The organism is Rufibacter ruber, assembly GCF_014138425.1.
Classification (GTDB): domain Bacteria; phylum Bacteroidota; class Bacteroidia; order Cytophagales; family Hymenobacteraceae; genus Nibribacter; species Nibribacter ruber_C.
Window position 1 is genome coordinate 1 of sequence record NZ_JACJIQ010000016.1, and the last position, 24,932, is coordinate 24,932.

Genomic DNA, 24,932 nt, shown 5'->3' on the forward strand with positions numbered 1-24,932 from the left:
TCGCTTCCATTGAGTTAGGGCTTGGTGAGAAATGTTGTCGCAAACACTTTTACCTCCCTAATTCTTTGGAAGTTATTAAACTCTAAACAGCTTCATTTACTAATCACTAAATACCAATGATATCTTGTAATGTCTTGAAAATTGGAGACTACAATAAAAAAGGGAGAGGTAACCCTCTCCCTTTTTTTACCCAGTATGTCTTATCAAACTTTGATTTCAACATCAACGCCGCTTGGTAATTCAAGCTTCATCAAAGCATCTACCGTTTTAGAAGAAGTAGAGTAAATATCTACTAGTCTTTTATAGGTACAAAGTTGGAACTGCTCTCTTGCTTTCTTGTTCACGTGCGGTGAACGAAGAACAGTGAAGATATCTTTCTCGGTAGGCAAAGGAATAGGACCACTCACGATCGCACCAGTTGCTTTTACCGCTTTCACGATTTTCTCTGATGATTTATCAACCAGATTGTGATCGTAAGATTTCAGTTTGATTCTGATCTTTTGATTCATTCTATTTCAACTATTTCGAAGTCCCTTTAATTTTTGCAATGATCCCATCTGCCAGGTTTTGTGGTACTTGCTCGTAGTGAGAGAAAGTAAGGGAAGCAGTTGCTCTTCCTGAAGTGATAGTACGTAAATCAGTTACATAACCGAACAGTTCAGACAAAGGAACATCAGCTTTCACCACAGTTGAAGTACCTTTGGTATCCATTCCTTTCATGATACCTCTTCTTCTGTTCAAGTCACCGGTAACTGGACCTGTGTACTCATCTGGAGTCACCACATCTACCGCCATGATTGGCTCAAGAAGTTTAGGAGCACATTGCTTACCTGCTTCTTTAAAACCAGCACGGGCTGCTAATTCAAACGACAATGCATCGGAGTCAACATCGTGGAAAGAACCGTGGAACAAGCGAACTTTCATGGAATCTACTGGGAAACCAGCAAGGATACCATTTTTCATTGCTTCTTCAAATCCTTTCTGCACAGGAGGAATGAATTCTCTTGGGATCACACCACCAACAATGGCGTTCTCAAACTCAAGACCTTGTTTTCCGTCCTCACGTGGGCCCATGGTGAACACAATGTCCGCGAATTTACCACGACCACCGGACTGCTTCTTGTAAACCTCACGGTGCTCAACTGCTTTGGTGATGGTTTCTTTGTACGCTACCTGTGGTGCACCTTGGTTCAGTTCAACCTTGAATTCCCGCTTCATACGGTCAATGATGATCTCCAGGTGAAGCTCGCCCATACCTCTCAGGATAGTTTGGCCGGTCTCTTCATCGGTGTTCACCTGCAAGGTTGGATCTTCTTCAATAAGTTTGGCAATTGCCATACCCATTTTATCAGAGTCAGCCTGCGTTTTAGGCTCAATAGCGTAACCGATTACTGGCTCAGGGAAGTCCATAGACTCCAGAACGATTTTCGCATTCTGATCGCAAAGGGTATCTCCTGTCTTGATGTCCTTGAAGCCTACTACCGCCCCGATGTCACCAGCAGCCAATCTTTCGATTTGGTTCTGCTTGTTGGCGTGCATCTGGAAGATACGGGAAATACGCTCTTTGTTGTTAGAACGGGTATTGTACACATACGAACCAGACTCCAACACTCCTGAATAGGCACGCACAAAGCAAAGGCGCCCTACGTAAGGGTCAGTAGCGATTTTGAAGGCAAGGCCGGCAAAAGGATCGCTTTCGCTTGGCTTACGCACTACTTCTTCGCCGGTATCTGGGTTGGTACCAACAATGTTGTCCTTGTCCAGAGGTGATGGAATCAAAGCCATCACATAGTCAAGCATGGTTTGTACACCTTTGTTCTTGAAAGAAGAACCGCAAAGCATAGGCACAATGGCCATATCAATAGTTGCTTTACGAAGCGCGTTCATGATTTCTGCTTCAGTGATCGTTTCAGGATCATCAAAGTATTTCTCCATCAGAGACTCGTCGTAGTCTGCTACTGCTTCCAGTAACTTCTCGCGGTACTCTGTGGCTTCCTCCAACATATCGTCAGGAATTGGAACTTCTCTAAAGGTCATCCCTTTGTCGTGCTCATTCCACTCTATACCTCTGAAGTTCACCAAGTCAACCACACCTTTGAAGTCATCTTCAGCACCAATTGGCAACTGAAGCGCTACGGCGTTGCTGCCCAGCATCTCTTTCACTTGCTTACATACGGCAAGGAAATCGGCACCGGAACGGTCCATTTTGTTTACGAAACCGATACGGGCTACTTTGTAGTTATCGGCAAGTCTCCAGTTTGTCTCAGACTGTGGCTCAACACCATCTACTGCACTAAACAAGAAAACCAGACCATCCAATACGCGCAGGGAACGGTTTACCTCTACGGTAAAGTCAACGTGACCTGGAGTATCAATGATGTTGATATGGTATTTGTCACCTCTGTAGTCCCAGTTTACAGTAGTAGCGGCAGAAGTAATGGTGATACCTCTTTCCTGCTCCTGCTCCATCCAGTCCATGGTGGCAGCTCCATCGTGCACCTCTCCTATTTTGTGGCTTACACCCGCATAGTAAAGGATACGCTCTGTCGTTGTGGTCTTACCGGCATCAATGTGCGCGGCAATTCCTATGTTTCTTGTGAATTTTAAGTCTCTAGCCATTCTTAGAATCTGAAATGCGAGAATGCCTTGTTAGCTTCCGCCATTCTGTGCGTATCATCTTTTTTCTTCACAGCAGCACCCTCTCCTTTGGCAGCTGCGATGATCTCACCAGCTAATTTATCCATCATGGTCTTCTCACCTCTCTTGCGAGCGTATGAGATCATCCATTTGATACCAAGAGAAATCTTTCTGTCCGGACGCACCTCAGTTGGCACCTGGAAAGTTGCACCACCTACACGGCGGGATTTTACCTCTACACCTGGCATGATGTTGTTCAATGCTTTTTTCCAGGTATCTAACCCGCTCTCTTTAGTTCTTTTCTCAACTAAATCGCAAGCATCGTAAAAAATCTTGTATGCCACACTCTTTTTACCGTCTACCATCAGGTAGTTTACAAAACGGGTAACCAGAGTTTCTTTGTATTTTGGATCAGGAAGAAGAATTCTCTTCTTTGGTTTCGCTTTTCTCATTGTCTTAACTCAATTATTTTTTCTTACCGCCTTTTCCTGCAGCAGCTGCTGGCTGACCTGGTTTAGGACGTTTTGCACCGTATTTAGAACGGGACTGTAGACGACCGTTTACACCGGCAGTATCTAACGCACCACGAATGATGTGGTATCTTACACCTGGTAAGTCTTTCACACGACCACCTCTGATAAGCACGATGGAGTGCTCTTGCAGGTTGTGGCCTTCACCCGGGATATAGGCATTGACTTCCTTGCCGTTTGTCAAACGCACACGAGCCACTTTTCTCATCGCTGAGTTTGGCTTCTTAGGTGTGGTTGTGTAAACGCGTGTGCACACCCCACGTCTCTGCGGGCATGAGTCAAGAGCTGGAGACTTAGACTTTGATGTTAGCGCTTCTCTTCCCTTTCTTACTAATTGTTGTATAGTAGGCATTTACTAACTTTTTAAACTGATTTCTCTCTTCAAAAAATGGTTTGCAAAGGTATAAAAATCACTTTGCAAAATCAAAGTTTTAATTCATTAATTATTAGCGGCTTATGCTTCGCCAATTGTTCCACCAAAATTTAGAGGAAAGCTTGGGGCCTCAGGCGTTTGCTTAATCACTCCAAAACTTTGCTCATATTTCAGAATGTTTTCCTCCAAAGCAGCCAAAAAACGCTTGGCATGCTCTGGAGTAATCACCACTCTTGATTTAACTTTTGCCTTTGGGATACCGGGCATAAGCCGGATAAAGTCAATCACAAATTCACTGTGAGAATGTGCTATCATGGCCAGATTTGCATACTCGCCCTCAGCAATCTCTTCAGTCAACTCTATGTTGATTTGTCCTTGTTGTTCTGCTGCTGCCATTTTATCTCTCTTGCAGTTCGCCTTGCTTTGTTCTTACCCCGGACTGTCTGCTGGCTGAAAGAGCTTCATACTCTTCTTTGGAGCCTACAATCAATTTGGTGTATTCACGTAAGCCCGTTCCGGCAGGAATCAGGTGTCCAACAATTACGTTTTCTTTCAAGCCCAGCAGTTCATCTGCTTTACCTTTAATGGCCGCTTCACTTAACACTTTGGTAGTTTCCTGGAAGGAAGCTGCCGAAATAAAGCTTTGCGTACCCAGTGAGGCTTGAGTAATACCTTGTAACGTTGGTCTTGAGACTGCTGGCTGCGCATCACGCACGGTCACTAATCGCAAGTCCCGACGCTTCAGGCTTGAGTTCTCATCCCGCAGACGGCGAGCCGTCACAATCATACCTGGTTTCATGGCAGCTGAGTCACCTGCATCTTCCACTACTTTCATATCTATGATCATGTCATTCTCTTCCATGAACGTAACTTTATCAACCGTCTGGTTCTCCAGGAAGCTGGTATCTCCTGGATCAATTACGTTCACCTTCTGCATCATCTGACGAACCACCACTTCAATGTGTTTGTCATTGATTTTCACCCCTTGCAAGCGGTATACTTCCTGAATTTCATTCACTAAGTACTCTTGCACCGCACCAGGGCCTTGAATGTTCAGGATGTCATTAGGCGTGATGGCACCATCTGATAACGGAACACCGGCACGTACGAAGTCATTATCCTGAACCAGGATGTGTTTGGAAAGAGGTACCATGTACTTCTTCTTCACTCCATCTTTTGATTCAATATAGATTTCGCGGTTACCGCGTTTCACACCACCATACGTTACCACCCCATCTATCTCGCTCACAACTGCTGGGTTAGACGGGTTACGGGCTTCAAAGAGCTCGGTAACTCGTGGCAGACCACCAGTGATATCGCGTGTTTTACCAATTGCACGTGGGATCTTAGCAACAATCTGGCCCGCTTTGATGCGCTGACCATCTTCTACTGTGATATGCGCCCCAACCGGGATATTATACCCTTTAGGCTCTCCACTGGCAGGGTTAACAACTATAGCAGGGTTCTTAGTTTTATCTTTGGTCTCAATGATTACTTTCTCACGGTGACCTGTCTGCTCATCTGATTCCTCACGGAATGTGATGCCATCAATGATAGAGTCATACGCAATGGTACCATCAAATTCAGATAAGATAACCGCATTGTATGGATCCCAGTTACATAGCTCATCACCTTTGGCAACGGTTTGTCCCTCATCTACCACTAAGAATGAACCGTAAGGAACGTGGTTGCTGATCAATAACTTACCTGTACCGGCCTCTGTAATTTTCACTTCCCCTGAACGACCCATTACTACTTTCACAGGTTCACCTTCAGCATTGGTGGTATCAATGGTTCTTACGTCTTCAAACTCGATTACCCCATTGAATTTAGCACGGATAGCAGCATCAACGGCAATGTTAGACGCAGTACCACCCACGTGGAAGGTACGGAGTGTCAGCTGTGTACCCGGCTCTCCAATTGATTGGGCAGCGATCACACCAACGGCCTCTCCTTTCTGAACCATGCGGCCAGTAGACAAGTTACGGCCATAGCATTTGGCACAAATACCACGCTTAGTCTCACAGGTTAGTACTGAACGAATTTCAACACTTTCAATAGCCGTATTTTCAATCATTCTGGCAACCTCTTCTGTGATTTCGCCTCCTGACTCCAGAATCATCTCTCCTGTGAGAGGATCAATGATGTCATGCACATTCACACGACCCAAGATACGCTCAGAAAGAGACTCAACGATATCTTCATTGTCTTTCAGTGCACTCACTTCCAGGCCGCGAAGGGTACCGCAGTCAGCTTCATTCACAATTACATCTTGTGACACGTCTACCAAACGACGGGTTAGATAACCAGCATCTGCCGTTTTCAAGGCGGTATCTGCAAGACCTTTACGGGCACCGTGGGTAGAGATAAAGTACTCAATTACATCCAGACCTTCTTTAAAGTTGGAAAGAATTGGGTTTTCAATGATCTCTCCTACTGAACCCTGCAATGATTTCTGAGGCTTCGCCATCAGACCCCGCATACCTCCCAGCTGACGAATCTGCTCTCTGGAACCACGGGCTCCGGAGTGCATCATCATAAAGATGGAGTTGAAACCTTGGTCATCTTTCTCAAGACGGTTCATCAACGTTTCAGTAATCTGGTTGTTGATACGCGTCCAGATATCAATCACCTGGTTGTAACGTTCGTTATCTGTGATCAGACCCATTGAGTAGTTCGCCCATACAGCGTCTACATCTTTTTTAGCCTGCTCCACCAGAATATCTTTTTCTTTAGGGATCACAATGTCACCCAAGCCCATTGACAGACCGCCTTTGTAAGCAGACTGGAATCCAAGGGTTTTAATATCATCCAGGAATTGAGCAGTTCTCGCCATACCTGTTACTTTGAACACGCGGGAGATAATCTGCTGCAATTTCTTCTTAGACAAGAGTTCGTCTACGTACCCAACTTCTTCTGGCACGAATTGGTTGAATAGCACACGGCCAGCTACTGTTTCAATGAGTTTAGTAACCAATTGGTTATTCTCATCCAGTACTTTCACACGCACTTTGATAAAGGCATGCTTAGACAAGCGACCTTCATTGATGGCGATGATTACTTCTTCAGCACTGTAGAAAGACATACCTTCGCCGGCAATCTTCTCATTTTCTGTAGAGCGCTTACCTTTGGTTACATAGTACAGACCCAACACCATGTCCTGAGAAGGTACCGCAATTGGGGCACCGTTGGCAGGGTTCAAAATGTTGTGTGAAGCCAGCATCAACATAGAGGCTTCCAGAATTGCGGCCGGTCCAAGGGGAACGTGTACCGCCATCTGGTCACCGTCAAAGTCGGCGTTGAAGGCTGTGGTTACCAATGGGTGCAGCTGAATCGCTTTTCCTTCAATCAGCTTAGGTTGGAATGCCTGGATACCTAATCTGTGGAGCGTTGGAGCACGGTTGAGCAGAACAGGGTGTCCTTTCAATACATTTTCCAGGATATCCCAAACTACCGGATCTTTACGATCAACTATTTTCTTCGCAGACTTCACCGTTTTCACAATACCGCGCTCAATAAGCTTACGGATGATGAATGGTTTGAAAAGCTCAGCGGCCATGTTCTTAGGCAAACCGCACTCGTGCAGTTTCAATTCTGGACCAACCACAATCACCGAACGGCCAGAGTAGTCCACACGCTTTCCAAGTAAGTTCTGACGGAAACGTCCCTGCTTACCCTTCAGCATATCTGAAAGTGACTTCAGCGCACGGTTACCTTCTGCACGAACCGCATTCACCTTGCGTGAGTTGTCAAACAAGGAGTCTACGGCTTCCTGCAACATACGCTTCTCATTCCGGAGGATCACCTCTGGCGCTTTGATCTCAATCAAACGCTTCAGACGGTTGTTCCGGATAATCACACGGCGGTACAGGTCATTTAAGTCAGAAGTAGCGAAACGGCCACCATCCAATGGAACTAGAGGGCGCAATTCTGGCGGAATAACTGGCACCATCCGGATCACCATCCACTCAGGTTTGTTCTCAATTCTGGTAGCCGCATCACGGAACGCCTCTACCACCCGTAGGCGCTTCAGTGCTTCTGCTTTCCGCTGCTGAGAAGTCTCATGGGCAGCAGAGTAACGTAGCTCGTAAGAAAGGTCATCCAGATTGATGCGTTCCAGCAACATTTGCAGCGCCTCAGCCCCCATCTTCGCGATGAACTTGTTTGGATCGTTGTTGTCCAACATTTGGTTCTCGCGTGGCAACTTGTCAATCATGTCCAGGTACTCATCTTCAGTGAGGAAGTCCAGCATGTTTACACTGTCTTCGCCCAAGATACCTGGCTGAATCACTACATAGCGCTCATAATAGATAATCTGGTCAAGCTTCTTGGTTGGTAAACCTAACAGATATCCAATTTTATTTGGCAATGACTTGAAATACCAGATATGCGCTACCGGTACCACCAACTCAATATGCCCCATGCGCTCACGGCGCACTTTTTTCTCAGTTACTTCAACACCGCAACGGTCACAGATAATCCCTTTGTACCTGATTCTCTTATATTTCCCGCAGTGGCACTCCCAATCCTTCACTGGCCCGAAAATCCGCTCACAGAACAAACCGCCCATTTCTGGCTTGTAGGTTCTGTAGTTGATGGTTTCCGGTTTTGTTACCTCTCCGTTTGATCTCTCCAGAATTGATTCTGGAGAAGCCAAGCTGATGGTAACTTTAGAGAAGTCCTGGATTAATTTTTTATTTCTTGCTAACGCCATGTTATGTGTTGCTAGATATGTAAAATTCCTTTTTACTAAGCAGCTCTCCTAACGCAGATGAGGGAGATTCCAGACAAAGGCGTTTTTGGCCTCTTTTTCTGAAATCTCCTCCAAAACAGCTTTTTAGTCCAGCGTAATTTCCAAGGCCAAGCCTCTGAGTTCGTGGATCAACACGTTGAAAGACTCAGGGATGTTCGGCTTAGGCAACACGTCGCCTTTCACAATGGCTTCGTATGCTTTGGCACGGCCAATCACATCATCAGACTTCACAGTTAAGATCTCCTGCAGAACGTTGGCAGCCCCGAAGGCCTCCAATGCCCATACCTCCATCTCACCAAAACGCTGACCACCAAATTGTGCTTTACCACCCAACGGCTGCTGCGTAATGAGTGAGTATGGTCCAATTGAACGGGCGTGCATCTTATCGTCTACCAAGTGACCCAGTTTCAGCATGTAAATTACACCTACCGTTACGGGTTGGTCAAAGCGGTCTCCGCTTAGGCCATCAAACAGGTAAGACCGGCCGAAGCGAGGCAAGTTAGCCTCTGTCAGTTCAGCCGAAACTTGTTCCTCAGTGGCACCGTCAAAGATTGGTGTGGCATAAGTACGCCCTAACCTTAATCCAGCCCATCCTAAAACTGTTTCATAGATCTGCCCAATGTTCATCCTGGAAGGTACCCCAAGTGGGTTCAACACAATATCCATGGGTGTTCCGTCTTCCAGAAACGGCATGTCTTCCTCGCGTACAATACGGGCAACAACCCCTTTGTTACCGTGACGACCCGCCATCTTGTCACCCACTTTCAGCTTACGCTTCTTAGCGATGTACACTTTAGCTAGCTGCACAATACCTGCTGGCAACTCATCTCCTACTTCTAAAGTAAATCTATCACGCTTGAAGCGGGCAGAGATGGTGTTACGACGCTTGGTATAATTCTTCACCAGTTCCAGCAACATCTTGTTTGTTTGCTCGTCAGCAGTCCATCCTTCAAGGATCAGGTCCTTGAACATGTTCACTTCTTCCGGAACAGCATAGTTGCTTTCATCTTTGTAAGGGTTCTTGTCTGGGAAAAGCGCATCAGTGATGTTCTTTTTGCCAAACTTGGCACCTTTGGTCAAGATTTCATCCCCAAAACGGTGACGAACACCCTGGCTTGTTTTCCCCTCAAGCAATTCTACCAGCTTCTCAATCATCACGTTCTTCACGGCTTTGAGTTCACTGTTGTATTTCGCTTTCAGATCTTCCACCTCTTTCTTCGCTTTCGCGCGGAGGTTCTTATCTTTCTTAGGACGAGAGAAAAGTTTTGTCTCTATCACCACCCCATTCAAAGATGGCGGCGCTTTTAACGAGGCATCCTTCACATCACCGGCTTTATCACCGAAGATAGCACGCAGAAGTTTTTCTTCTGGCGTTGGGTCTGTCTCACCTTTAGGAGTGATTTTACCAATCAGAATGTCCCCTTCACGAACTTCAGCACCAATTCTGATGATTCCATTCTCATCTAAGTTACGAACTGCCTCTTCGCTGACATTTGGAATCTCAGAAGTTAATTCTTCTTCGCCTCTCTTCGTTTCCCGAACCTCCAGTTCAAACTCTTCAATGTGAATTGAGGTAAAGATGTCATCTCTAACAACTTTCTCAGAGATCACAATCGCATCCTCAAAGTTATATCCCTGCCAAGGCATGAACGCCACCTGCAGGTTTCTTCCTAAAGCAAGTTCTCCCTGGTTTGTAGCGTATCCTTCGCACAACGGCTGACCCTTCACAACTCTTTCGTTCTTCTTAACAATAGGCGTTAAGTTGATACAGGTATCCTGGTTAGTCCGACGGAATTTGATCAGGTCATAGGTCACATATTCAGCGTCAAAACTCACCAGTTTTTCCTCATCAGTGAGGTCATACCGAATGATGATTTTGTTCGCATCAACAAAGTGAACCTCCCCATCACCTTCTGCTCTTACCAGAGCTCTGGAGTCAAGGGCAGCTCTTCCTTCCAGACCAGTTCCTACAATTGGAGCCTGCGGTTTCAACAGTGGAACCGCCTGACGCTGCATGTTAGATCCCATCAAGGCACGGTTCGCATCATCATGTTCCAGGAAAGGAATCAATGACGCAGCCACTGACACAATCTGGTTTGGAGCAACGTCCATGTAAGTGTAGCGTTCTGGCTCAACTACCGGGAAGTCACCCTCAAAACGGCCTTTAACTTTATCATTGATAAAGTTACCATTCTCATCAATCAAGGCATTTGCCTGAGCAATGTGGTGGGTATCTTCTTCTTCAGCAGTCAGGTATTTTACACCTGAGTTCATATCCACTTTTCCCTCTACCACATTGCGGTAAGGAGTTTCAATGAAGCCCATGCTATTCACGCGCGCATGCACGCAGAGCGAGGAGATCAGACCAATGTTTGGTCCCTCTGGTGTTTCAATGGTACAAAGACGGCCATAATGGGTATAGTGAACGTCACGAACCTCAAAACCAGCGCGCTCTCTTGAAAGACCTCCTGGCCCCAGAGCAGACACCCTACGCTTGTGCGTGATTTCTGCCAGAGGGTTGGTCTGGTCCATAAACTGTGACAACTGGTTCGTTCCGAAGAACGAGTTAATCACAGAAGAAAGCGTACGGGCGTTGATCAGATCAACCGGTTTGAATTCTTCATTGTCCCGCACGTTCATACGCTCCTTGATGGTTCTGGCCATACGGGCCAGACCTACCCCAAATTGCGCATATAACTGCTCGCCAACGGTTCTTACCCGGCGGTTACTCAAATGGTCAATATCATCTACTACCGCTCTTGAGTTAATCAAACCGATCAGGTATTTCACAATGAGCACAATGTCTTCATTGGTTAACACCTTGGCATCCCAGTTATGCTCAAGCCCTAGCTTCTTATTGATTCTATAACGGCCAACATCGCCTAAGTCATACCGTTTGTCACTGAAAAACAGTTTCTGGATAATGTCTCGGGCAGTCTCTTCATCAGGCGCTTCAGTGTTCCTCAATTGACGGTAGATTTGCTCCACCGCTTCTTTCTCAGAGTTTGAGTTATCTTTCTGAAGTGTATTGTAGATGATGCTGTAGTCTGCAATGTTCACATTTTCACGGTGCAGGATGATAGACTTTACCCCAGAATCTGTGATAACATCTAAATCATCTTCTGTCACTTCTGAATCACGCTCCAATAAGACTTCGTTTCTGTCAATTGAAACCACCTCTCCGGTGTCTTCATCAACAAAATCTTCTGTCCAGGTGCGCAGAACCCGTGCAGCAAGCTTTCTACCAACAACACCTTTCAAGGTTTTCTTGTCAGCACTTACTTCTTCTGATAACCCAAACAGATCAAGAATGTCTTTATCTGTACCGTAACCTATAGCCCGAAGAAGCGTTGTTACCGGAAACTTCTTCTTACGGTCAATGTAGGCGTACATAACGTTGTTCACGTCTGTCGCAAACTCAATCCAGGACCCTTTGAAAGGGATAATTCTGGCTGAGTATAATTTAGTACCATTGGTATGTTTGCTTTGCGCAAAAAACACCCCTGGAGAACGGTGAAGTTGTGATACAATTACGCGTTCAGCGCCATTGATCACAAACGAACCTTTCTCAGTCATGTACGGGATGTTGCCCAAGAATACTTCCTGCTCAATAGTTTCAAAATCTTCATTGTCTGTATCATTACAGATCAGACGAAGTTTTGCTTTTAGTGGAACAGAATATGTTAATCCGCGGTCAATACATTCGTCAACTGAATATTTTGGAGGATCTACGTGGTAGTCCACAAATTCCAGAACGAAATTTTCGCGGGAATCAGAAATTGGGAAATTTTCAGCGAATACTTTGAAAAGACCTTCTTCCGTGCGGTTTTCGGCAGCTGTTTCCAACTGGAAAAAGTCTTTGAATGACTGCAACTGCACATCCAAGAAGTCTGGATAATCAATCACAGAATTAATGGAGGCAAAATTGATCCGCTCTGTCGTTTTACTTGTTGCCAAAGTTGTCAGATTTTAACGTTTAAACTTTGTCATGCCTAATAACGGTCTGTTCTAAGGCACTTATCTTCTAGAAAAAACTTTTCTAGGTACAAACAGGAAAAGACCTGACGAAAATGCCAGGTCTAACCCTTTGTGGTAATGGAAGGTAGTGTGTGGATTACTTAACCTCCACTTCAGCACCAGCTTCTTCCAATTGCTTTTTCAATGAATCAGCTTCATCTTTAGCAACACCTTCTTTCAATGGTTTTGGAGCACCATCAACAAGCTCTTTCGCTTCTTTCAAGCCAAGGCCAGTCAATTCTTTTACCAGTTTCACAACTGCTAGTTTAGAGGCACCAGCTGATTTAAGGACAACATCAAATGAAGTTTTCTCCTCAGCAGCAGCACCAGCATCTCCACCGGCAGCACCACCGGCTACCATTACTGGAGCAGCAGCTGCTGGTTCAATACCATACTCATCCTTAAGAATTGTAGCAAGTTCATTAACTTCTTTAACAGTTAAGTTAACCAACTGCTCAGCGAATGCTTTCAAATCTGCCATTTTTATTAGTAATTAAAAGTTGTTTTAAAATTGAAATTATTGTTCTCTCTCTGATAACGTTTTAAGCACGCCAGCCAACACATTGCCACCGCTCTGAAGGGCAGAAATAACGTTTTTGGCAGGTGATTGAAGCAAGCCGATGATCTCACCAATAAGCTCCTCTTTAGATTTGATCTTGCTGAGGGTATCTAGCTGCTCTTCTCCAATGTAAATGCTGCTGTCAATGTAAGCTCCTTTTAACAAGGGCTTTTTGTTTCCGCCTTTGCGGAAGTCTAACAACAATTTTGCCGGAGCATTTCCTGTTGTTGCTTCAAATAGAAGTCCTGAAGACCCTTTCAAAGCCACGTCTAATGAAGACGTATCCACATCAAGGGTGTCTAAGGCTTTGCGTATCAGAGTGTTTTTGTACACTTTGTACTCTATACCTCTATCAAAACACAATCTTCTGAATTTGTTGATAGTGGCTACCGTTAAGTCTGAAGCGTCCGTGATGTAAACGAAAGAGTTATTGGCTAACTTTTCGCTTAAGTCACGTACAATGATTTCTTTCTCTTCCCGTGTCATCTCTTTTTCTCGTTAGATTGAGTTTTTGTCAACTACCACACCAGGGCTCATTGTACTAGACAATGTGACGCTCTTGATATAAGTTCCTTTGGCTGAAGATGGCTTTAAACGATTCAAGGTAGCAATTACCTCAGCCGCGTTGGCTGCAATCTGATCTGGTCCAAAAGACACTTTTCCAATGCTTGTATGAATGATACCGGTTTTATCAACTTTAAAGTCAATCTTACCAGCTTTTACTTCTTTCACCGCCTTGGCAACGTCAGTAGTTACGGTACCAGCTTTAGGGTTAGGCATCAAGTTACGTGGTCCTAAGATTCTTCCTAGTCTACCTACTTTTGCCATTACCGCTGGCATCGTGATAATTACATCAACATCAGTCCATCCTTTTTCGATTTTCTGGATATAATCATCTAAACCAACGAAGTCTGCACCAGCATCTTTTGCTTCCTGCTCTTTGTCAGGAGTACAAAGCACTAATACACGAACATCTTTACCTGTACCATGTGGAAGTGTCACAACACCTCTCACCATTTGATCAGCCTTACGTGGGTCAACTCCTAAGCGCACATCAATGTCAACAGAGGCATCAAACTTTGTGAAGGTAATCTCTTTCACAACACCCGCTGCATCTAACAAAGAATACTCTTTTTTAGGGTCGTACTTCGCTAAGACTGCTTTTCTGTTTTTAGAAATTCTAGCCATTTGCTTTTTTAATTACTCACTCCAGGGAGCAGTGCCTTTAACTGTGATACCCATGCTACGCGCTGTACCCGCAACCAATTTCATAGCTGACTCCACTTTGAAAGCGTTCAAGTCAGGCATTTTGATTTCAGCAATCTCGCGAATCTGATCCCACGTCACAGAACCAACTTTGTTACGGTTAGGCTCTTTTGACCCGTTTTTGATTTTTGCTGCATCCATCAACAAAACTGGTGCTGGAGGAGTCTTAATTACAAAGTCAAACGACTTATCTGTATAGATCGTAATCAAAACTGGGCAAACTTGGCCAGCCTTATCCTGGGTTCTCGCATTAAATTGCTTGCAGAACTCCATAATGTTAAGACCTTTAGAACCAAGAGCAGGTCCAATCGGCGGTGCAGGATTCGCGGCGCCTCCCTTTACCTGAAGTTTCAGGTAACCTTTTATTTCTTTTGCCATTATTAATTATTACTACTGTTCCTTTTCTACTTGCATGTAGTTCAGTTCAACCGGTGTATTTCTACCGAAGATCTTCACCATCACGTTCAGTTTGCGACGCTCCTCAAACACTTCCTCTACTGTTCCAGAGAAACCATTGAATGGGCCATCCATCACCTTCACTGTCTCTCCCACAATAAACGGGGTCTCCAGAGTCTCAACTTCCTCAGAGGTCTCGTCAACTTTACCTAAGATGCGGTTGACTTCAGACATCCTCAAAGGAACGGGCTTTGTAGTGGCATTACCACCGTTAGCCCCCAGAAAACCTATAACTCCTGGGGTACTAGTGATCAGGTGCTCTACTTCACCATTTGAAATATCAGCGTGCACTAATACATAACCGGGAAAAAAGCTGCGTTCTCTCACGCGTTTTTTCCCGTTACGCATCTCATAAACTTTCTCTGACGGAATTAGCACCTGAGGCACCATCTCCGTAAGATTGTGACGCGCTACTTCATTTTCAAGATAAGACTTTGCTTTCTTTTCTTGTCCTGAAACCGCGCGCACTACATACCATTTTAAATCTGCCATTTCTCCAGCTCTTCTTTTTTAGAATTGGTTATAAAACCATTCCAGGGTGGAGTCGTAAACAAAGTCCATAGCACCCACAATGACTGCAAACACAACAGACCCTACCAACACTAAAATAGAGCTTTTTTGAAGCTCTGCGTAGGTAGGCCAAGATACTTTGTTCCGCATCTCCTCTACTGTGTCATTGAAGAATTTCGTCAACTTTCCCATTGTGATTCTATTTACTTCTATTGCACGGGAGGTAGGACTCGAACCTACAACCAATGGTTTTGGAGACCACTACTCTACCAATTGAGCTACTCCCGTAAAAAAATGCACGCCATTCATTCAAATGGAGTGCAAATGTAGTATTCTTTTTCTAAAAAAACAAGTCCGCCCCACTTCAACAGCAGAGCGGACTCATTTTTTTTGAAATTAGTCAAGGATTTCAGTTACCTGACCGGCACCTACAGTTCTACCACCCTCACGGATAGCGAAACGCAGACCTTTCTCCATCGCTACTTTGTTGATCAATTCAACAGTGATAGTGATGTTATCACCAGGCATCACCATTTCAACACCTTCTGGCAGAGTAATCACGCCAGTTACGTCTGTAGTTCTTAAATAGAACTGAGGACGATAGTTGTTGAAGAATGGAGTGTGACGTCCACCTTCTTCTTTAGAAAGAACGTAAACCTCAGCTTTGAATTTTTGATGAGGAGTTACTGAACCTGGCTTGCAGATAACCATACCTCTGCGGATATCAGTTTTCTCAATACCACGTAACAACAGACCTACGTTGTCACCAGCTTCACCTCTGTCAAGGATCTTACGGAACATCTCAACACCAGTTACTGTAGACTTCAAGCCTTCAGCACCCATACCCAAGATATCTACTTGCTCACCAGAGTTGATGATACCACGCTCAATACGGCCAGTGGCAACTGTACCACGACCAGTGATTGAGAACACGTCTTCAACTGGCATCAAGAAAGGAAGATCAGTTAAACGAGCAGGAATTGGAATGTAGCTATCAACAGCTGCCATCAATTCTTCAATAGTTTTCACCCACTTCTCATCTCCGTTCAAGCCACCAAGAGCTGAACCTTGAATCACTGGAATGTTATCGCCGTCGAAATCATAGAAAGAAAGAAGCTCTCTGATTTCCATTTCAACTAGCTCTAATAACTCTGGATCGTCTACCATGTCCACTTTGTTCATGAACACAACAAGGGCAGGAACACCTACCTGACGAGCCAAAAGGATGTGCTCACGTGTTTGTGGCATTGGACCATCAGTAGCAGCAACTACCAGGATAGCACCGTCCATCTGAGCAGCACCAGTCACCATGTTTTTCACGTAGTCAGCGTGACCTGGGCAGTCAACGTGCGCGTAGTGACGGTTCTCAGTAGCATACTCTACGTGAGAGGTGTTAATTGTAATACCACGCTCTTTTTCTTCTGGAGCGTTGTCAATAGAAGAGAAATCTCTTTTTGCGGCTAGACCTTTACTCGCTAAAACCTGAGTAATAGCAGCAGTCAAGGTTGTCTTACCGTGGTCAACGTGCCCAATCGTACCGATGTTTACGTGCGGTTTGGAGCGATCAAATTGTTCTTTAGCCATTTTAGATAGTATTTAGTTCTTCGTTGAATAGTGCGCTCTATCAAAACACACCCGTTCGAGCCAACGATGGGAATTGAACCCACGACCCCTTCCTTACCAAGGAAGTACTCTACCCCTGAGCTACGTCGGCATAATGAAATGATGCAGCTTGCGCTGCATCATACACTTTTAAAAAAGAGCGGGAGACGAGGTTCGAACCCGCGACCTACAGCTTGGAAGGCTGTCGCTCTACCAACTGAGCTACTCCCGCTTGTTTACTAAAAGATCAGAAATTTCACTTTGAATAACCTGTAACCTTATTCTGATTTCTGACCGGTGTTGGTGTGGGGAGAGAAGGATTCGAACCTTCGAAAGCTTACGCTAACGGAGTTACAGTCCGTCCCATTTGGCCACTCTGGAATCTCCCCATTCTTCTTTCAAAGAACCCTAAAACCGTTTTCCGTTGCCGTTTTCGTTCTTAGGAGCTGCAAAATTAGATGCTTTTTCTTTCGTGTCAAATATTTCTGCAAATATTTTTTCAGGCCAATCATTTATAGCCCTTCGTTGTCCCTCAATTTCTCATCCTGTGCCTGCAGTTTTGCCACTGTTTCTTTACGTTCTTCTGTCTCTGCCATGAGTGTAAGCATTTGAAACGCTGACTGTTTGACCACTGGCATATTTTCCCGTTCCACTATGTTTACCAAAGCCTGCCAACCCCTCTCCTGCTCATCAATATTTTTTTTCATCAGGAAGGCGCCAAAGCTCTGTATGAAGTAATACAGGTCCCCGCTACGCAGTCTCCTGGCCTGCCGCAGGTACCAATCGTACATCTGGTTCTCCTGAGAATCTGTAAAAGCTGCGGCTACCGCATTTACTATGTCTGGGTTTTTCAGGTTTAAAAATGAAGTCAGGCGCTGCAGATCATGCTTGCCCCTGGCCCATGAGAAAATGGCGGCAGCGTTTACCTGGTAGGAACTGTCTTGCAGCCCTACTTCAATAATCTCTTTCGGGAGCCCTGTCAATGTCCCCAATACGTAAGTAGCCGTGGCCCTTACTGAACTGTTAGGGTCTTTGGCCGCCAGCATCTGCAGTTGCCCCTGCACTTCTGGAGATTCCATTAGAGGAGTGCTTACCAAGAGCTCTAGTCCTGTGGCTCTAATTTTCCAGAATGGATCTTGCACGGCTTTCATAATAGCTTCCTGCAGCCCCAGCCCGGTAGTGTCCCGTAGATGGTCCAGCGCAGTTGCCTTTGCAGCAAAGGCCGTGCTGTACTGGAACTGGTTTGCCCATTCTGAGATTGTCTGCTTATGTTGTATATCTGCCAACAACGTTTGCTCTGGGTCTACCACTACCGCTTCTGGGGTATGGGCCAATGGAAAACTGAAGCTCTGGTTTGTCTTTGTGACCTCAACCTGCCACTCCTGCTTCCCCCCTTTATGATAGATAGCAACCGTCAAAGGAAAGTTGTAGACGGTTGTCTGCACAGTGTCCTGTGTCTGATTCACGTGCAGTGTCAGGGACTGGTCCTGGAAAGAATGGCTGATGCTCAGCACCGGATGCCCCGGGGTGAGGAACCATTGCTGAAAGAATGGCCTGAGGTCTTTCCCGGTTACTTCCTCAAACGCCAAGCGCAGTTCATCTATCTCTACCGGACTGAACTTGTTCCGGACCAGGTAATAATTGAGAGACTGGAAAAAAGCCTCCTCCCCAACCAATTTCCGGAGCATGTGCAGCACCCTCCCGCCTTTGGCGTATGAATGACTGTCAAACATATCTTCCTTGTCCAGGTACCGGTACCGGATCAACGGCTCCTGCTTGGTTCTGGCTTCGCCTAAATATTCCAGCAATGCCTCTCTGTGCGTGAGAGCGGCTTCATCTGCCCCGTACTGGTGCTCCGCCCACAGGTATTCTGAGTAATCTGCAAAGGACTCATTCAGGGGCAGGTTGGCCCAGGATTCAGTGGTCACCAGATCACCAAACCACTGGTGGAAAAGCTCATGGGCAATGATATGGTCCCAGTTCTTGTCTAGCAGTTCCCGGCGGTCTTGCTGCACAGACTCCATAAACGTGGAGGCTGTGGTGTTTTCCATGGCCCCTGACACAAAATTACGTACCACCACCTGCGCGTACTTGTCCCAGACAAAGGGCACGCCCAGCTTCTGGGAGAAGAATTCCATCATGGCAGGGGTGCGGCCAAAGGTAGCTTTGGCCGTAGCCGCATACTCAGGCTCTACCCAATAGGTAACCTCCTTGTCCCGCCATTTGTCTTTCACCACCGTAAATTCACCAATAGCCATCATGGCCAGGTAAGGCGCATGCGGCTGGTTCATTCGCCAATGGTCTGTGCGCAGGCCGTTGGCTCCTTTTCTAGATGATACCAGCACCCCGTTTGAAAGCGTCTTAAACCGGTCTTCTACAGTCATGATGATCTCCTGCGTCATGCGCTCATTGGGTTTGTCAATGGTGGGGAACCAGGCAGAGTTAGCCTCGGTCTCCCCCTGCGTCCAGATTTGCTGGGGCAGGTCTTCCTCTTTCCCCGTGGGGTTGATGAAGTACAGGCCCTTATCTGCCAGAATGGCCTCACTTCCTTTCACCTTCAGTTCATTGGGCTTAGCCGTGTAGGAGATAAAGATTTGCAAAGTGTCTTTACGGGTATAGGCCTTATCCAGCTTGAGGGTGAGTTGGTAGCGGTCATAGTCATAGGCCAAGGGCACCTCCTGTTTTCCTTTTTGCAGTGTCACCTTATGAAGGTCAAACCCTTTGGCATCCAGCACAATTTTTTCCTGCGGATAGAAATACGGCTTAAGGGTGAGGGTGGCCTCCCCCAGCAGGTGCTGTTTCCCCCAGTCAAACCTTACGTCGAGCCGCGTGTGCAGCAGATCCATCAGGCGCTCAGCCGCAGGATTATAAGGCCCCTGGCTGGTGGCAGGGGCGGGAGCCAAAGCCGCAGAATCAACCTGGGTGGCTACCGGTTCAGCGGCAACAGAGGTGTTTACAGGGCGTTTGGCGGCACAACCCGCCAGCAGCCCTGCTGCGGTCATATACAAGAAGGCGCGGGAAACAATGTGATTCATGCAAGGATTTATTAACTTTGAGGACTCAAGTTGAGAATTTATTCTAAACTTACCGTATACACGCTCTTAAACGCTGCTCTACATGCTACAGGTAAAATCAGCTACGAAAACGTGGCAAGTTGTGGTTGAGAAAAACCAGATTCTTCTCAATAACGCCCCTTTTACCTGGGATCTGCTCCCGCTCAACGCCACCTCTTTCCATATAATCAAAGACGGCAAGTCTTACACGGCAGAGCTGCTGGAGACCGAGCCAGACACCAAGACCTTCCAAATAAAAATCAACGGCAACGTGCACACCCTGCAGGTGCAAGACCGCATGGACCTGTTGCTGGAAAGCCTGGGCATGGGGCAGGCCCTGAGCCAAAAACTCAATGACATCAAAGCCCCTATGCCGGGGCTGATCCTGGACATCAAGGTAACGCCGGGGCAGGAGGTGAAGAAAGGAGACCCAGTTCTCATTCTGGAGGCCATGAAGATGGAAAACATCATCAAATCACCTGGTGACGGCGTGGTGAGCGAGGTGAAAGTAAGCGTGAAACAGAACGTGGAGAAGAACCAGGTACTGGTTGTATTTTAGATAAAACCTGTTTTGGGCCTGTTTTTCAGAAAACAGGCCCAAAACGTCTACAGGCGTCACTAACTATTCTACTTATAAGAAGCATGCGATTCAAACGAATTCTATTGAAGCTCAGCGGAGAGTCCCTGATGGGCGAACAGCAGTACGGCATTGACACCAATATGCTGGTGCAATATGCCCAGGAGATTAAAACTGCCGTAGACCTTGGGGTACAAGTAGCTGTGGTGATTGGGGGCGGAAATATTTTCAGGGGCGTACAAGCCGAGTCTGTAGGGTTAGACCGCGTGCAAGGGGACTACATGGGCATGCTGGCCACCGTTATCAACAGCATGGCGTTGCAAAGCGCCCTGGAGAAAGCCGGTGTGTTTACCCGCCTGCTCTCAGGCATCAATATTCAGCAGGTCTGCGAGCCGTACATACGGCGCCGGGCCATGCGCCACCTGGAGAAAGGCCGCGTAGTAATTTTTGGGGCCGGCATTGGCAGCCCATACTTCACCACAGACTCAGCCGCCTCCCTGCGCGCCATTGAGATAGAGGCAGATGTGGTGCTAAAAGGCACCCGCGTTGACGGCATCTACACCGCAGACCCAGAGAAAGACCCCACGGCCACCCGTTACGTAGACATTACCTTTGAAGAAGTATTTGAAAAAGGCCTCAACGTGATGGACATGACCGCCTTCACGCTCTGCAAAGAGAACAACCTGCCCATAGTGGTCTTTGACATCAACAAGCCCGGCAACCTGGCCAGATTGCTGGACGGGGAAAAAGTAGGCACCCTGGTGTCTATGTAACCAAGCCCCAGGCAATGGAATTTACAGAATAAAATCAGAAATTAGCGCCGCCCATTGGCTTACGCTGGGGCGGCCATACACAGCATATCTTTCTAACCGAAGAACAACATGACCGAAGAAATTAATTTTTACTTGAGCGAAGCCGAAGAATCTATGCAGAAGGCGGTACAGCATACAAGCGTAGAATTAACAAAAATCAGAGCCGGGAAAGCTTCACCGGCCATGGTGGAGCACCTGCGGGTAGATTACTACGGCACCCCTACCCCCATCTCGCAGGTTGCCAACGTCACCACGCCAGACGCCCGCACCCTCATGATCAAGCCTTGGGAGAAGAACATGATTTCTGAAGTGGCCAAAGCGATCAAAAACAGTGACCTGGGGCTTAACCCGCAGCAAGATGCCGAAGGCGTACGTCTGAACATTCCTGCCCTGACCGAAGAACGCAGACGCGAACTGGTGAAACAGGCCAAGAACGAGACTGAGAGCGGCAAGATCAGAATCCGGAACATCCGGAAAGATGTGAATGATGACCTCCGTAAGCTTCAGAAAGAAGGCACCTCAGAAGACGCCGTGAAAGACGCAGAAGGCAAGGTGCAGAAATTGACAGATGCTTATATTGTGAAAATTGACGAGCTTCTCACCAAGAAAGAAGCTGAGATCATGACCATCTAAGCCTACGTTTTTGGCCTGTTTTTCAGAAAACAGGCCAAAAACAGAAAGCCCCGTTAGAGCAATCTAACGGGGCTTTCTGTTTTGGCAGGTATGCGTTTATAGCAGCTTCTGTGCGTAGCCTAGTCCAGGCTTCTCAGCCATTTGGTGGCAGCATCAATATCATCAAACACCTCAATGCCGCGGGTGTCATAGGTAAAGCGCAAAGACTTGTCTGTGGAGAGCCGGCTGAACATGCTGGGCGAGTACACCCAGGCAAAAGCGGTCATTCCCGCCTGTTTCATGCGCGGAAACCAATCTGACCCTACCCATTCTGCCGCACTGGACCAAATTCCTTCTACATTGGTGTTGTCATTTAAGACCTTATGGCTCCCGTGCTGCACCATGGCCTCTAAGATCCGCTCACAGCCCTCCTGCACAGAACGAAGTGTTTGAAACCCTGTCCAGTCGGCATACACACATTGGGAGGAATCATCAAAAGAGATAGTGATAGTGGGGTCTTGAAACAGGACAGATTTACTCATTTTTCAATTAACTCTTCCATTAAAGAAGAAGTGGAAGCAAATTAGGCCAGCAAGCCGAGTTTACCAAGAACATTTTAAGGAAAAACAGGATTTAACCTCGCGCCAAAACCCTAAAACCCTTTATTAACGAATCACACCCAAGAAAGGTTACCTTTGCTGGGTCACCTTGCCGCTGCTTTAACAGAAAAGAAAATATAACCAACTTTCCAGAGATAATTCAACGCATACATTACCAGAAACCTACCAGCACACCCACCCCGCACGGCGCCCACATTCCCCCTCCACCACCCATTCTTGGTTGCGCAGGTTCTGCCCCAGAAAATTGAACAGCACCTAAGAACGGAAACAAAGCCACAATCTCAGGGACAGCTGCGGCTTTTGCGTCACTGAAACAAGGGTTGGACACCCCTTAAAAAGCCGGGCGTCTGTTTTGGGCCTGTTTTGAGAAAAACAGCCTTAAAACAGACGCCCGGCTTTTAGGACCGACAGCTCTACCTGTACAGTTTTTTAGCTTCTACATATTCCAGCACCGGCTCCGGCAACAGGTAACGGGTTGATTTCCCCTCTTTGAGGCACTTTCTGATAAACGTGGCAGAGATGTCCAGCAGCGGCGCGGGCACCACCTGAATCTTGGGGTGATTTTGAAACTGCTCCGGCACCTTGGCACTGCCGGGCCTGGGGTACACCAACACCTCAGCCTCTTCCAGCAGCTGTTCGTAATTCTTCCATTTGTGCAGCGTGGCCAGGTTGTCTTCGCCCATGATCAGGGCAAACTGGTACGTGGGGTATTTTTCCTTCAGGTAAATAAGGGTGTCAATGGTGTAGCTGGGCTTGGGCATTCTGAACTCAATGTCTGTCACCCCCAGGTCTGGGTTGTCTGCTATGGCCAGGCGCACCATGTGCAGGCGGTCAAACTCATGCAACAGGGTGTTGCTGGGTTTAAACGGGTTCTGCGGGCTCACCACCAGCCAAACAGTGTCCAGCGTGGTGTTGGTGGCCATGTAGTTGGCCAGAATGAGGTGCCCTACATGAATGGGGTTGAAAGACCCAAAGAGCAGTCCAACCCGCATGCTTATGCTATTACGTCTTCTTGATAAATGAAATCACGCACCAGTTTCTCCGCCTTGGCGAAGGCTTCTTCCAGGTTCTCGTTCACAATCACCTCATCAAACCTGTCTTCAAAGCTCAACTCAAACTTGGCCTTGAACACGCGGCTGGAGATACTGGAGGCCGAGTCTGTATTGCGGGCTACCAAACGCTTAGAAAGCTCCTCAATAGAAGGGGGTTTCACAAAAATGGCAAGGGCGCGGTCTTTGTAGAACTCTTTCACACTCAGGCCGCCCTTTACGTCTACGTCTAAGATGGCATGTTTTCCAGAAGCCCAGATGCGCTCAATCTCAGATTTAAGCGTACCGTAAAAAGCGCCTTCGTACACCTCTTCCCACTCTACAAATTCGTCCTGGTCAATTTTCTGGCGGAATTCCTCTGGCGTGATAAAGTAGTAATCTTTACCGTTTTCTTCTGAGCGGCCGCGTCGGTCACGGGTGCAGGCAGAAATAGAGAAGTTTAATTCTGGGAGTACGTTTACTAAATGCCGTACAATTGTAGTCTTGCCGGCCCCTGAGGGAGCCGAAAAAATAATGATTTTGCCTTGCATTTGGGTTTAGCGCCGCTTAGTAGCCTAAGCTTATATGGTATGGATCTTTGATTTGATGGAGTTGACGAGGTCTGCAGGGGTGCCCGGCCGGCGCAAGGCAGATTTCAGGAAGGTGATAAACTCCTGCTGCTTCTCAATACTCTCAAAGCAGGGCGAGCACTCATCAGCCTGCTCTGCCAGAAAAGCCTCATCCTCTTTAGTGGCGGCACCTTCCAACCACTTCTCAAACACACCTTTCACCTTCTCACAGTCAGGCTCGTGGTTTTCATCTGTGGCGCCTGCGCCTTTTACCTCATTTGTCATTGTAGTAGTTCCCATCATAATGCTGTAAATTAACTGTTATATCCCATTGATTTAGCGTATTTCTCCAACTTCTCTTTCAGGAAGTGCCGCGCGCGGTGCAACCTGCTCCTAACTGTTCCAATAGGGATGTCCAGTATCTTGGCCATCTCCTCATAGGTGAAACCCTCCAGGTCACAGAGAATGATCACCGTCCGGAAATCTACCGGCAAAGAGTTTAGCGCCCCGGCCACTTCATCCCCAATCAGGTCCTGCACGCTTTCCATGCGCAGGTCTGTGGTGCCGCTGGAGCCTTCGCCCTCAGCGTCCACGTCTTCTGAGTTGTAGTAGCCTTCCACCTCAGAGTAGTCTACTTTGGCGGGTTGCTTGCTCTTTTTCCGGAAGTCGTTTATGAACGAGTTCTTTAGGATGCGGAACAGCCAAGCTTTGGCATTAGTTCCGGGTTCAAAGTAATCGAAGAAACGATAGGCCTTTAAATAGGTCTCCTGGACCAGGTCATTGGCATCATCTTCATCAAGGGTAAGCCGGAATGCGAAGTTGTAGAGAGAGGAAATGACCGGCATTAGCTCCGCTTCAAAGCGGGCATCTTTTTCCTCTTTACTCATTGAATTCCCTCTCTGTTCGCTCATTTGACTTAATTTAGTACTTTTACAGCATTAATAAAGGTACCTATACG

23 protein-coding genes and 4 tRNA genes are annotated in these 24,932 nt (G+C 46.8%); 3 read left to right on the forward strand and 24 right to left on the reverse strand.

What is annotated here, in order from left to right; genetic code table 11:
- Positions 1 to 203: 203 nt before the first annotated feature.
- From rpsJ to FHS90_RS16915, 19 genes are all read right to left on the reverse strand, one after another.
- Positions 204 to 509: a 30S ribosomal protein S10 gene (rpsJ, locus tag FHS90_RS16825; RefSeq protein ID WP_048919298.1), complete on the reverse strand. Its 306-nt coding sequence runs from the start codon at positions 507 to 509 to the stop codon at positions 204 to 206.
- A 10-nt stretch (positions 510 to 519) separates the two neighbouring features.
- Positions 520 to 2,619, reverse strand: a complete 2,100-nt coding sequence (gene fusA / locus FHS90_RS16830; RefSeq protein ID WP_066832336.1) for an elongation factor G — start codon at positions 2,617 to 2,619, stop codon at positions 520 to 522.
- 2 nt (positions 2,620 to 2,621) lie between these two features.
- On the reverse strand, positions 2,622 to 3,089 hold the full coding sequence (rpsG, locus tag FHS90_RS16835) for a 30S ribosomal protein S7 (RefSeq protein WP_066832334.1): 468 nt from the start codon (positions 3,087 to 3,089) through the stop codon (positions 2,622 to 2,624).
- A 13-nt stretch (positions 3,090 to 3,102) separates the two neighbouring features.
- Complete coding sequence (gene rpsL / locus FHS90_RS16840) at positions 3,103 to 3,519, reverse strand: 30S ribosomal protein S12 (RefSeq protein WP_048919295.1); 417 nt, start codon at positions 3,517 to 3,519, stop codon at positions 3,103 to 3,105.
- A gap of 102 nt (positions 3,520 to 3,621) precedes the next feature.
- Entirely contained in the window at positions 3,622 to 3,936 is a 315-nt protein-coding gene (locus FHS90_RS16845; RefSeq protein WP_066832331.1) for a DUF3467 domain-containing protein, read from the reverse strand.
- Between the two features lies 1 nt (position 3,937).
- Entirely contained in the window at positions 3,938 to 8,254 is a 4,317-nt protein-coding gene (gene rpoC, locus FHS90_RS16850; RefSeq protein ID WP_066832328.1) for a DNA-directed RNA polymerase subunit beta', read from the reverse strand.
- 123 nt (positions 8,255 to 8,377) lie between these two features.
- Positions 8,378 to 12,250: a DNA-directed RNA polymerase subunit beta gene (rpoB, locus tag FHS90_RS16855; protein WP_066832325.1), complete on the reverse strand. Its 3,873-nt coding sequence runs from the start codon at positions 12,248 to 12,250 to the stop codon at positions 8,378 to 8,380.
- 157 nt (positions 12,251 to 12,407) lie between these two features.
- Complete coding sequence (gene rplL / locus FHS90_RS16860) at positions 12,408 to 12,791, reverse strand: 50S ribosomal protein L7/L12 (protein ID WP_066832322.1); 384 nt, start codon at positions 12,789 to 12,791, stop codon at positions 12,408 to 12,410.
- Between the two features lie 36 nt (positions 12,792 to 12,827).
- A complete protein-coding gene (rplJ, locus tag FHS90_RS16865) occupies positions 12,828 to 13,355 on the reverse strand; it encodes a 50S ribosomal protein L10 (protein WP_066832315.1) in 528 nt (175 codons plus the stop codon).
- Positions 13,356 to 13,367: 12 nt separating this feature from the next.
- A complete protein-coding gene (gene rplA / locus FHS90_RS16870; RefSeq protein WP_066832312.1) occupies positions 13,368 to 14,057 on the reverse strand; it encodes a 50S ribosomal protein L1 in 690 nt (229 codons plus the stop codon).
- 12 nt (positions 14,058 to 14,069) lie between these two features.
- Entirely contained in the window at positions 14,070 to 14,513 is a 444-nt protein-coding gene (rplK, locus tag FHS90_RS16875) for a 50S ribosomal protein L11 (protein ID WP_066832309.1), read from the reverse strand.
- Between the two features lie 12 nt (positions 14,514 to 14,525).
- On the reverse strand, positions 14,526 to 15,083 hold the full coding sequence (nusG, locus tag FHS90_RS16880; RefSeq protein WP_066832306.1) for a transcription termination/antitermination protein NusG: 558 nt from the start codon (positions 15,081 to 15,083) through the stop codon (positions 14,526 to 14,528).
- An 18-nt stretch (positions 15,084 to 15,101) separates the two neighbouring features.
- Entirely contained in the window at positions 15,102 to 15,293 is a 192-nt protein-coding gene (gene secE / locus FHS90_RS16885; protein WP_066832303.1) for a preprotein translocase subunit SecE, read from the reverse strand.
- 23 nt (positions 15,294 to 15,316) lie between these two features.
- Positions 15,317 to 15,389, reverse strand: a tRNA-Trp gene (locus FHS90_RS16890).
- A gap of 108 nt (positions 15,390 to 15,497) precedes the next feature.
- Positions 15,498 to 16,685 (reverse strand): elongation factor Tu, encoded by a 1,188-nt coding sequence (gene tuf / locus FHS90_RS16895; protein ID WP_182513921.1) that lies wholly within the window; start codon positions 16,683 to 16,685, stop codon positions 15,498 to 15,500.
- Between the two features lie 58 nt (positions 16,686 to 16,743).
- Positions 16,744 to 16,815: transfer RNA gene (locus FHS90_RS16900), tRNA-Thr, on the reverse strand.
- 47 nt (positions 16,816 to 16,862) lie between these two features.
- Positions 16,863 to 16,935, reverse strand: a tRNA-Gly gene (locus FHS90_RS16905).
- 74 nt (positions 16,936 to 17,009) lie between these two features.
- Positions 17,010 to 17,092: transfer RNA gene (locus tag FHS90_RS16910), tRNA-Tyr, on the reverse strand.
- A 123-nt stretch (positions 17,093 to 17,215) separates the two neighbouring features.
- Positions 17,216 to 19,738 carry a M1 family metallopeptidase gene (locus FHS90_RS16915; protein ID WP_182513922.1) on the reverse strand — a complete coding sequence of 841 codons (2,523 nt, stop codon included), beginning with the start codon at positions 19,736 to 19,738 and terminating at the stop codon, positions 17,216 to 17,218.
- An 82-nt stretch (positions 19,739 to 19,820) separates the two neighbouring features.
- Here FHS90_RS16915 and FHS90_RS16920 point away from each other — a divergent pair, with 82 nt between their 5' ends.
- The 3 genes from FHS90_RS16920 (at position 19,821) to frr (ending at position 21,778) form a co-directional block, all read left to right on the forward strand.
- The gene (locus FHS90_RS16920; RefSeq protein WP_066832300.1) at positions 19,821 to 20,315 is read left to right on the forward strand and encodes an acyl-CoA carboxylase biotin carboxyl carrier protein subunit; all 495 of its coding nucleotides are present in this window, start codon (positions 19,821 to 19,823) and stop codon (positions 20,313 to 20,315) included.
- Between the two features lie 83 nt (positions 20,316 to 20,398).
- Positions 20,399 to 21,106: a UMP kinase gene (gene pyrH / locus FHS90_RS16925; protein ID WP_066832297.1), complete on the forward strand. Its 708-nt coding sequence runs from the start codon at positions 20,399 to 20,401 to the stop codon at positions 21,104 to 21,106.
- A gap of 108 nt (positions 21,107 to 21,214) precedes the next feature.
- A complete protein-coding gene (gene frr / locus FHS90_RS16930; protein WP_066832294.1) occupies positions 21,215 to 21,778 on the forward strand; it encodes a ribosome recycling factor in 564 nt (187 codons plus the stop codon).
- A gap of 119 nt (positions 21,779 to 21,897) precedes the next feature.
- Here the strand turns inward: frr and FHS90_RS16935 are convergent, their stop codons facing one another.
- The 5 genes from FHS90_RS16935 to FHS90_RS16955 all read right to left on the reverse strand — a co-directional run bounded on the left by FHS90_RS16935 (position 21,898) and on the right by FHS90_RS16955 (position 24,885).
- On the reverse strand, positions 21,898 to 22,299 hold the full coding sequence (locus FHS90_RS16935) for an STAS/SEC14 domain-containing protein (protein WP_066832292.1): 402 nt from the start codon (positions 22,297 to 22,299) through the stop codon (positions 21,898 to 21,900).
- Between the two features lie 491 nt (positions 22,300 to 22,790).
- Entirely contained in the window at positions 22,791 to 23,369 is a 579-nt protein-coding gene (gene nadD, locus FHS90_RS16940) for a nicotinate (nicotinamide) nucleotide adenylyltransferase (RefSeq protein ID WP_066832288.1), read from the reverse strand.
- A gap of 2 nt (positions 23,370 to 23,371) precedes the next feature.
- On the reverse strand, positions 23,372 to 23,956 hold the full coding sequence (gene gmk, locus FHS90_RS16945; protein WP_066832285.1) for a guanylate kinase: 585 nt from the start codon (positions 23,954 to 23,956) through the stop codon (positions 23,372 to 23,374).
- 30 nt (positions 23,957 to 23,986) lie between these two features.
- On the reverse strand, positions 23,987 to 24,259 hold the full coding sequence (locus FHS90_RS16950; RefSeq protein ID WP_182513923.1) for a hypothetical protein: 273 nt from the start codon (positions 24,257 to 24,259) through the stop codon (positions 23,987 to 23,989).
- A 29-nt stretch (positions 24,260 to 24,288) separates the two neighbouring features.
- Entirely contained in the window at positions 24,289 to 24,885 is a 597-nt protein-coding gene (locus FHS90_RS16955) for a sigma-70 family RNA polymerase sigma factor (RefSeq protein ID WP_066832282.1), read from the reverse strand.
- Positions 24,886 to 24,932 lie beyond the last annotated feature (47 nt).

Coding starts and splice junctions, on each gene's coding strand:
- rpsJ (WP_048919298.1), bottom strand. CDS start 509: ATGAATCAAAAGATCAGAATCAAACTGAAATCTTACGATCACAATCTG.
- fusA (WP_066832336.1), bottom strand. CDS start 2,619: ATGGCTAGAGACTTAAAATTCACAAGAAACATAGGAATTGCCGCGCAC.
- rpsG (WP_066832334.1), bottom strand. CDS start 3,089: ATGAGAAAAGCGAAACCAAAGAAGAGAATTCTTCTTCCTGATCCAAAA.
- rpsL (WP_048919295.1), bottom strand. CDS start 3,519: ATGCCTACTATACAACAATTAGTAAGAAAGGGAAGAGAAGCGCTAACA.
- FHS90_RS16845 (WP_066832331.1), bottom strand. CDS start 3,936: ATGGCAGCAGCAGAACAACAAGGACAAATCAACATAGAGTTGACTGAA.
- rpoC (WP_066832328.1), bottom strand. CDS start 8,254: ATGGCGTTAGCAAGAAATAAAAAATTAATCCAGGACTTCTCTAAAGTT.
- rplL (WP_066832322.1), bottom strand. CDS start 12,791: ATGGCAGATTTGAAAGCATTCGCTGAGCAGTTGGTTAACTTAACTGTT.
- rplJ (WP_066832315.1), bottom strand. CDS start 13,355: ATGACACGGGAAGAGAAAGAAATCATTGTACGTGACTTAAGCGAAAAG.
- rplA (WP_066832312.1), bottom strand. CDS start 14,057: ATGGCTAGAATTTCTAAAAACAGAAAAGCAGTCTTAGCGAAGTACGAC.
- rplK (WP_066832309.1), bottom strand. CDS start 14,513: ATGGCAAAAGAAATAAAAGGTTACCTGAAACTTCAGGTAAAGGGAGGC.
- nusG (WP_066832306.1), bottom strand. CDS start 15,083: ATGGCAGATTTAAAATGGTATGTAGTGCGCGCGGTTTCAGGACAAGAA.
- secE (WP_066832303.1), bottom strand. CDS start 15,293: ATGGGAAAGTTGACGAAATTCTTCAATGACACAGTAGAGGAGATGCGG.
- tuf (WP_182513921.1), bottom strand. CDS start 16,685: ATGGCTAAAGAACAATTTGATCGCTCCAAACCGCACGTAAACATCGGT.
- FHS90_RS16915 (WP_182513922.1), bottom strand. CDS start 19,738: ATGAATCACATTGTTTCCCGCGCCTTCTTGTATATGACCGCAGCAGGG.
- FHS90_RS16920 (WP_066832300.1), top strand. CDS start 19,821: ATGCTACAGGTAAAATCAGCTACGAAAACGTGGCAAGTTGTGGTTGAG.
- pyrH (WP_066832297.1), top strand. CDS start 20,399: ATGCGATTCAAACGAATTCTATTGAAGCTCAGCGGAGAGTCCCTGATG.
- frr (WP_066832294.1), top strand. CDS start 21,215: ATGACCGAAGAAATTAATTTTTACTTGAGCGAAGCCGAAGAATCTATG.
- FHS90_RS16935 (WP_066832292.1), bottom strand. CDS start 22,299: ATGAGTAAATCTGTCCTGTTTCAAGACCCCACTATCACTATCTCTTTT.
- nadD (WP_066832288.1), bottom strand. CDS start 23,369: ATGCGGGTTGGACTGCTCTTTGGGTCTTTCAACCCCATTCATGTAGGG.
- gmk (WP_066832285.1), bottom strand. CDS start 23,956: ATGCAAGGCAAAATCATTATTTTTTCGGCTCCCTCAGGGGCCGGCAAG.
- FHS90_RS16950 (WP_182513923.1), bottom strand. CDS start 24,259: ATGACAAATGAGGTAAAAGGCGCAGGCGCCACAGATGAAAACCACGAG.
- FHS90_RS16955 (WP_066832282.1), bottom strand. CDS start 24,885: ATGAGCGAACAGAGAGGGAATTCAATGAGTAAAGAGGAAAAAGATGCC.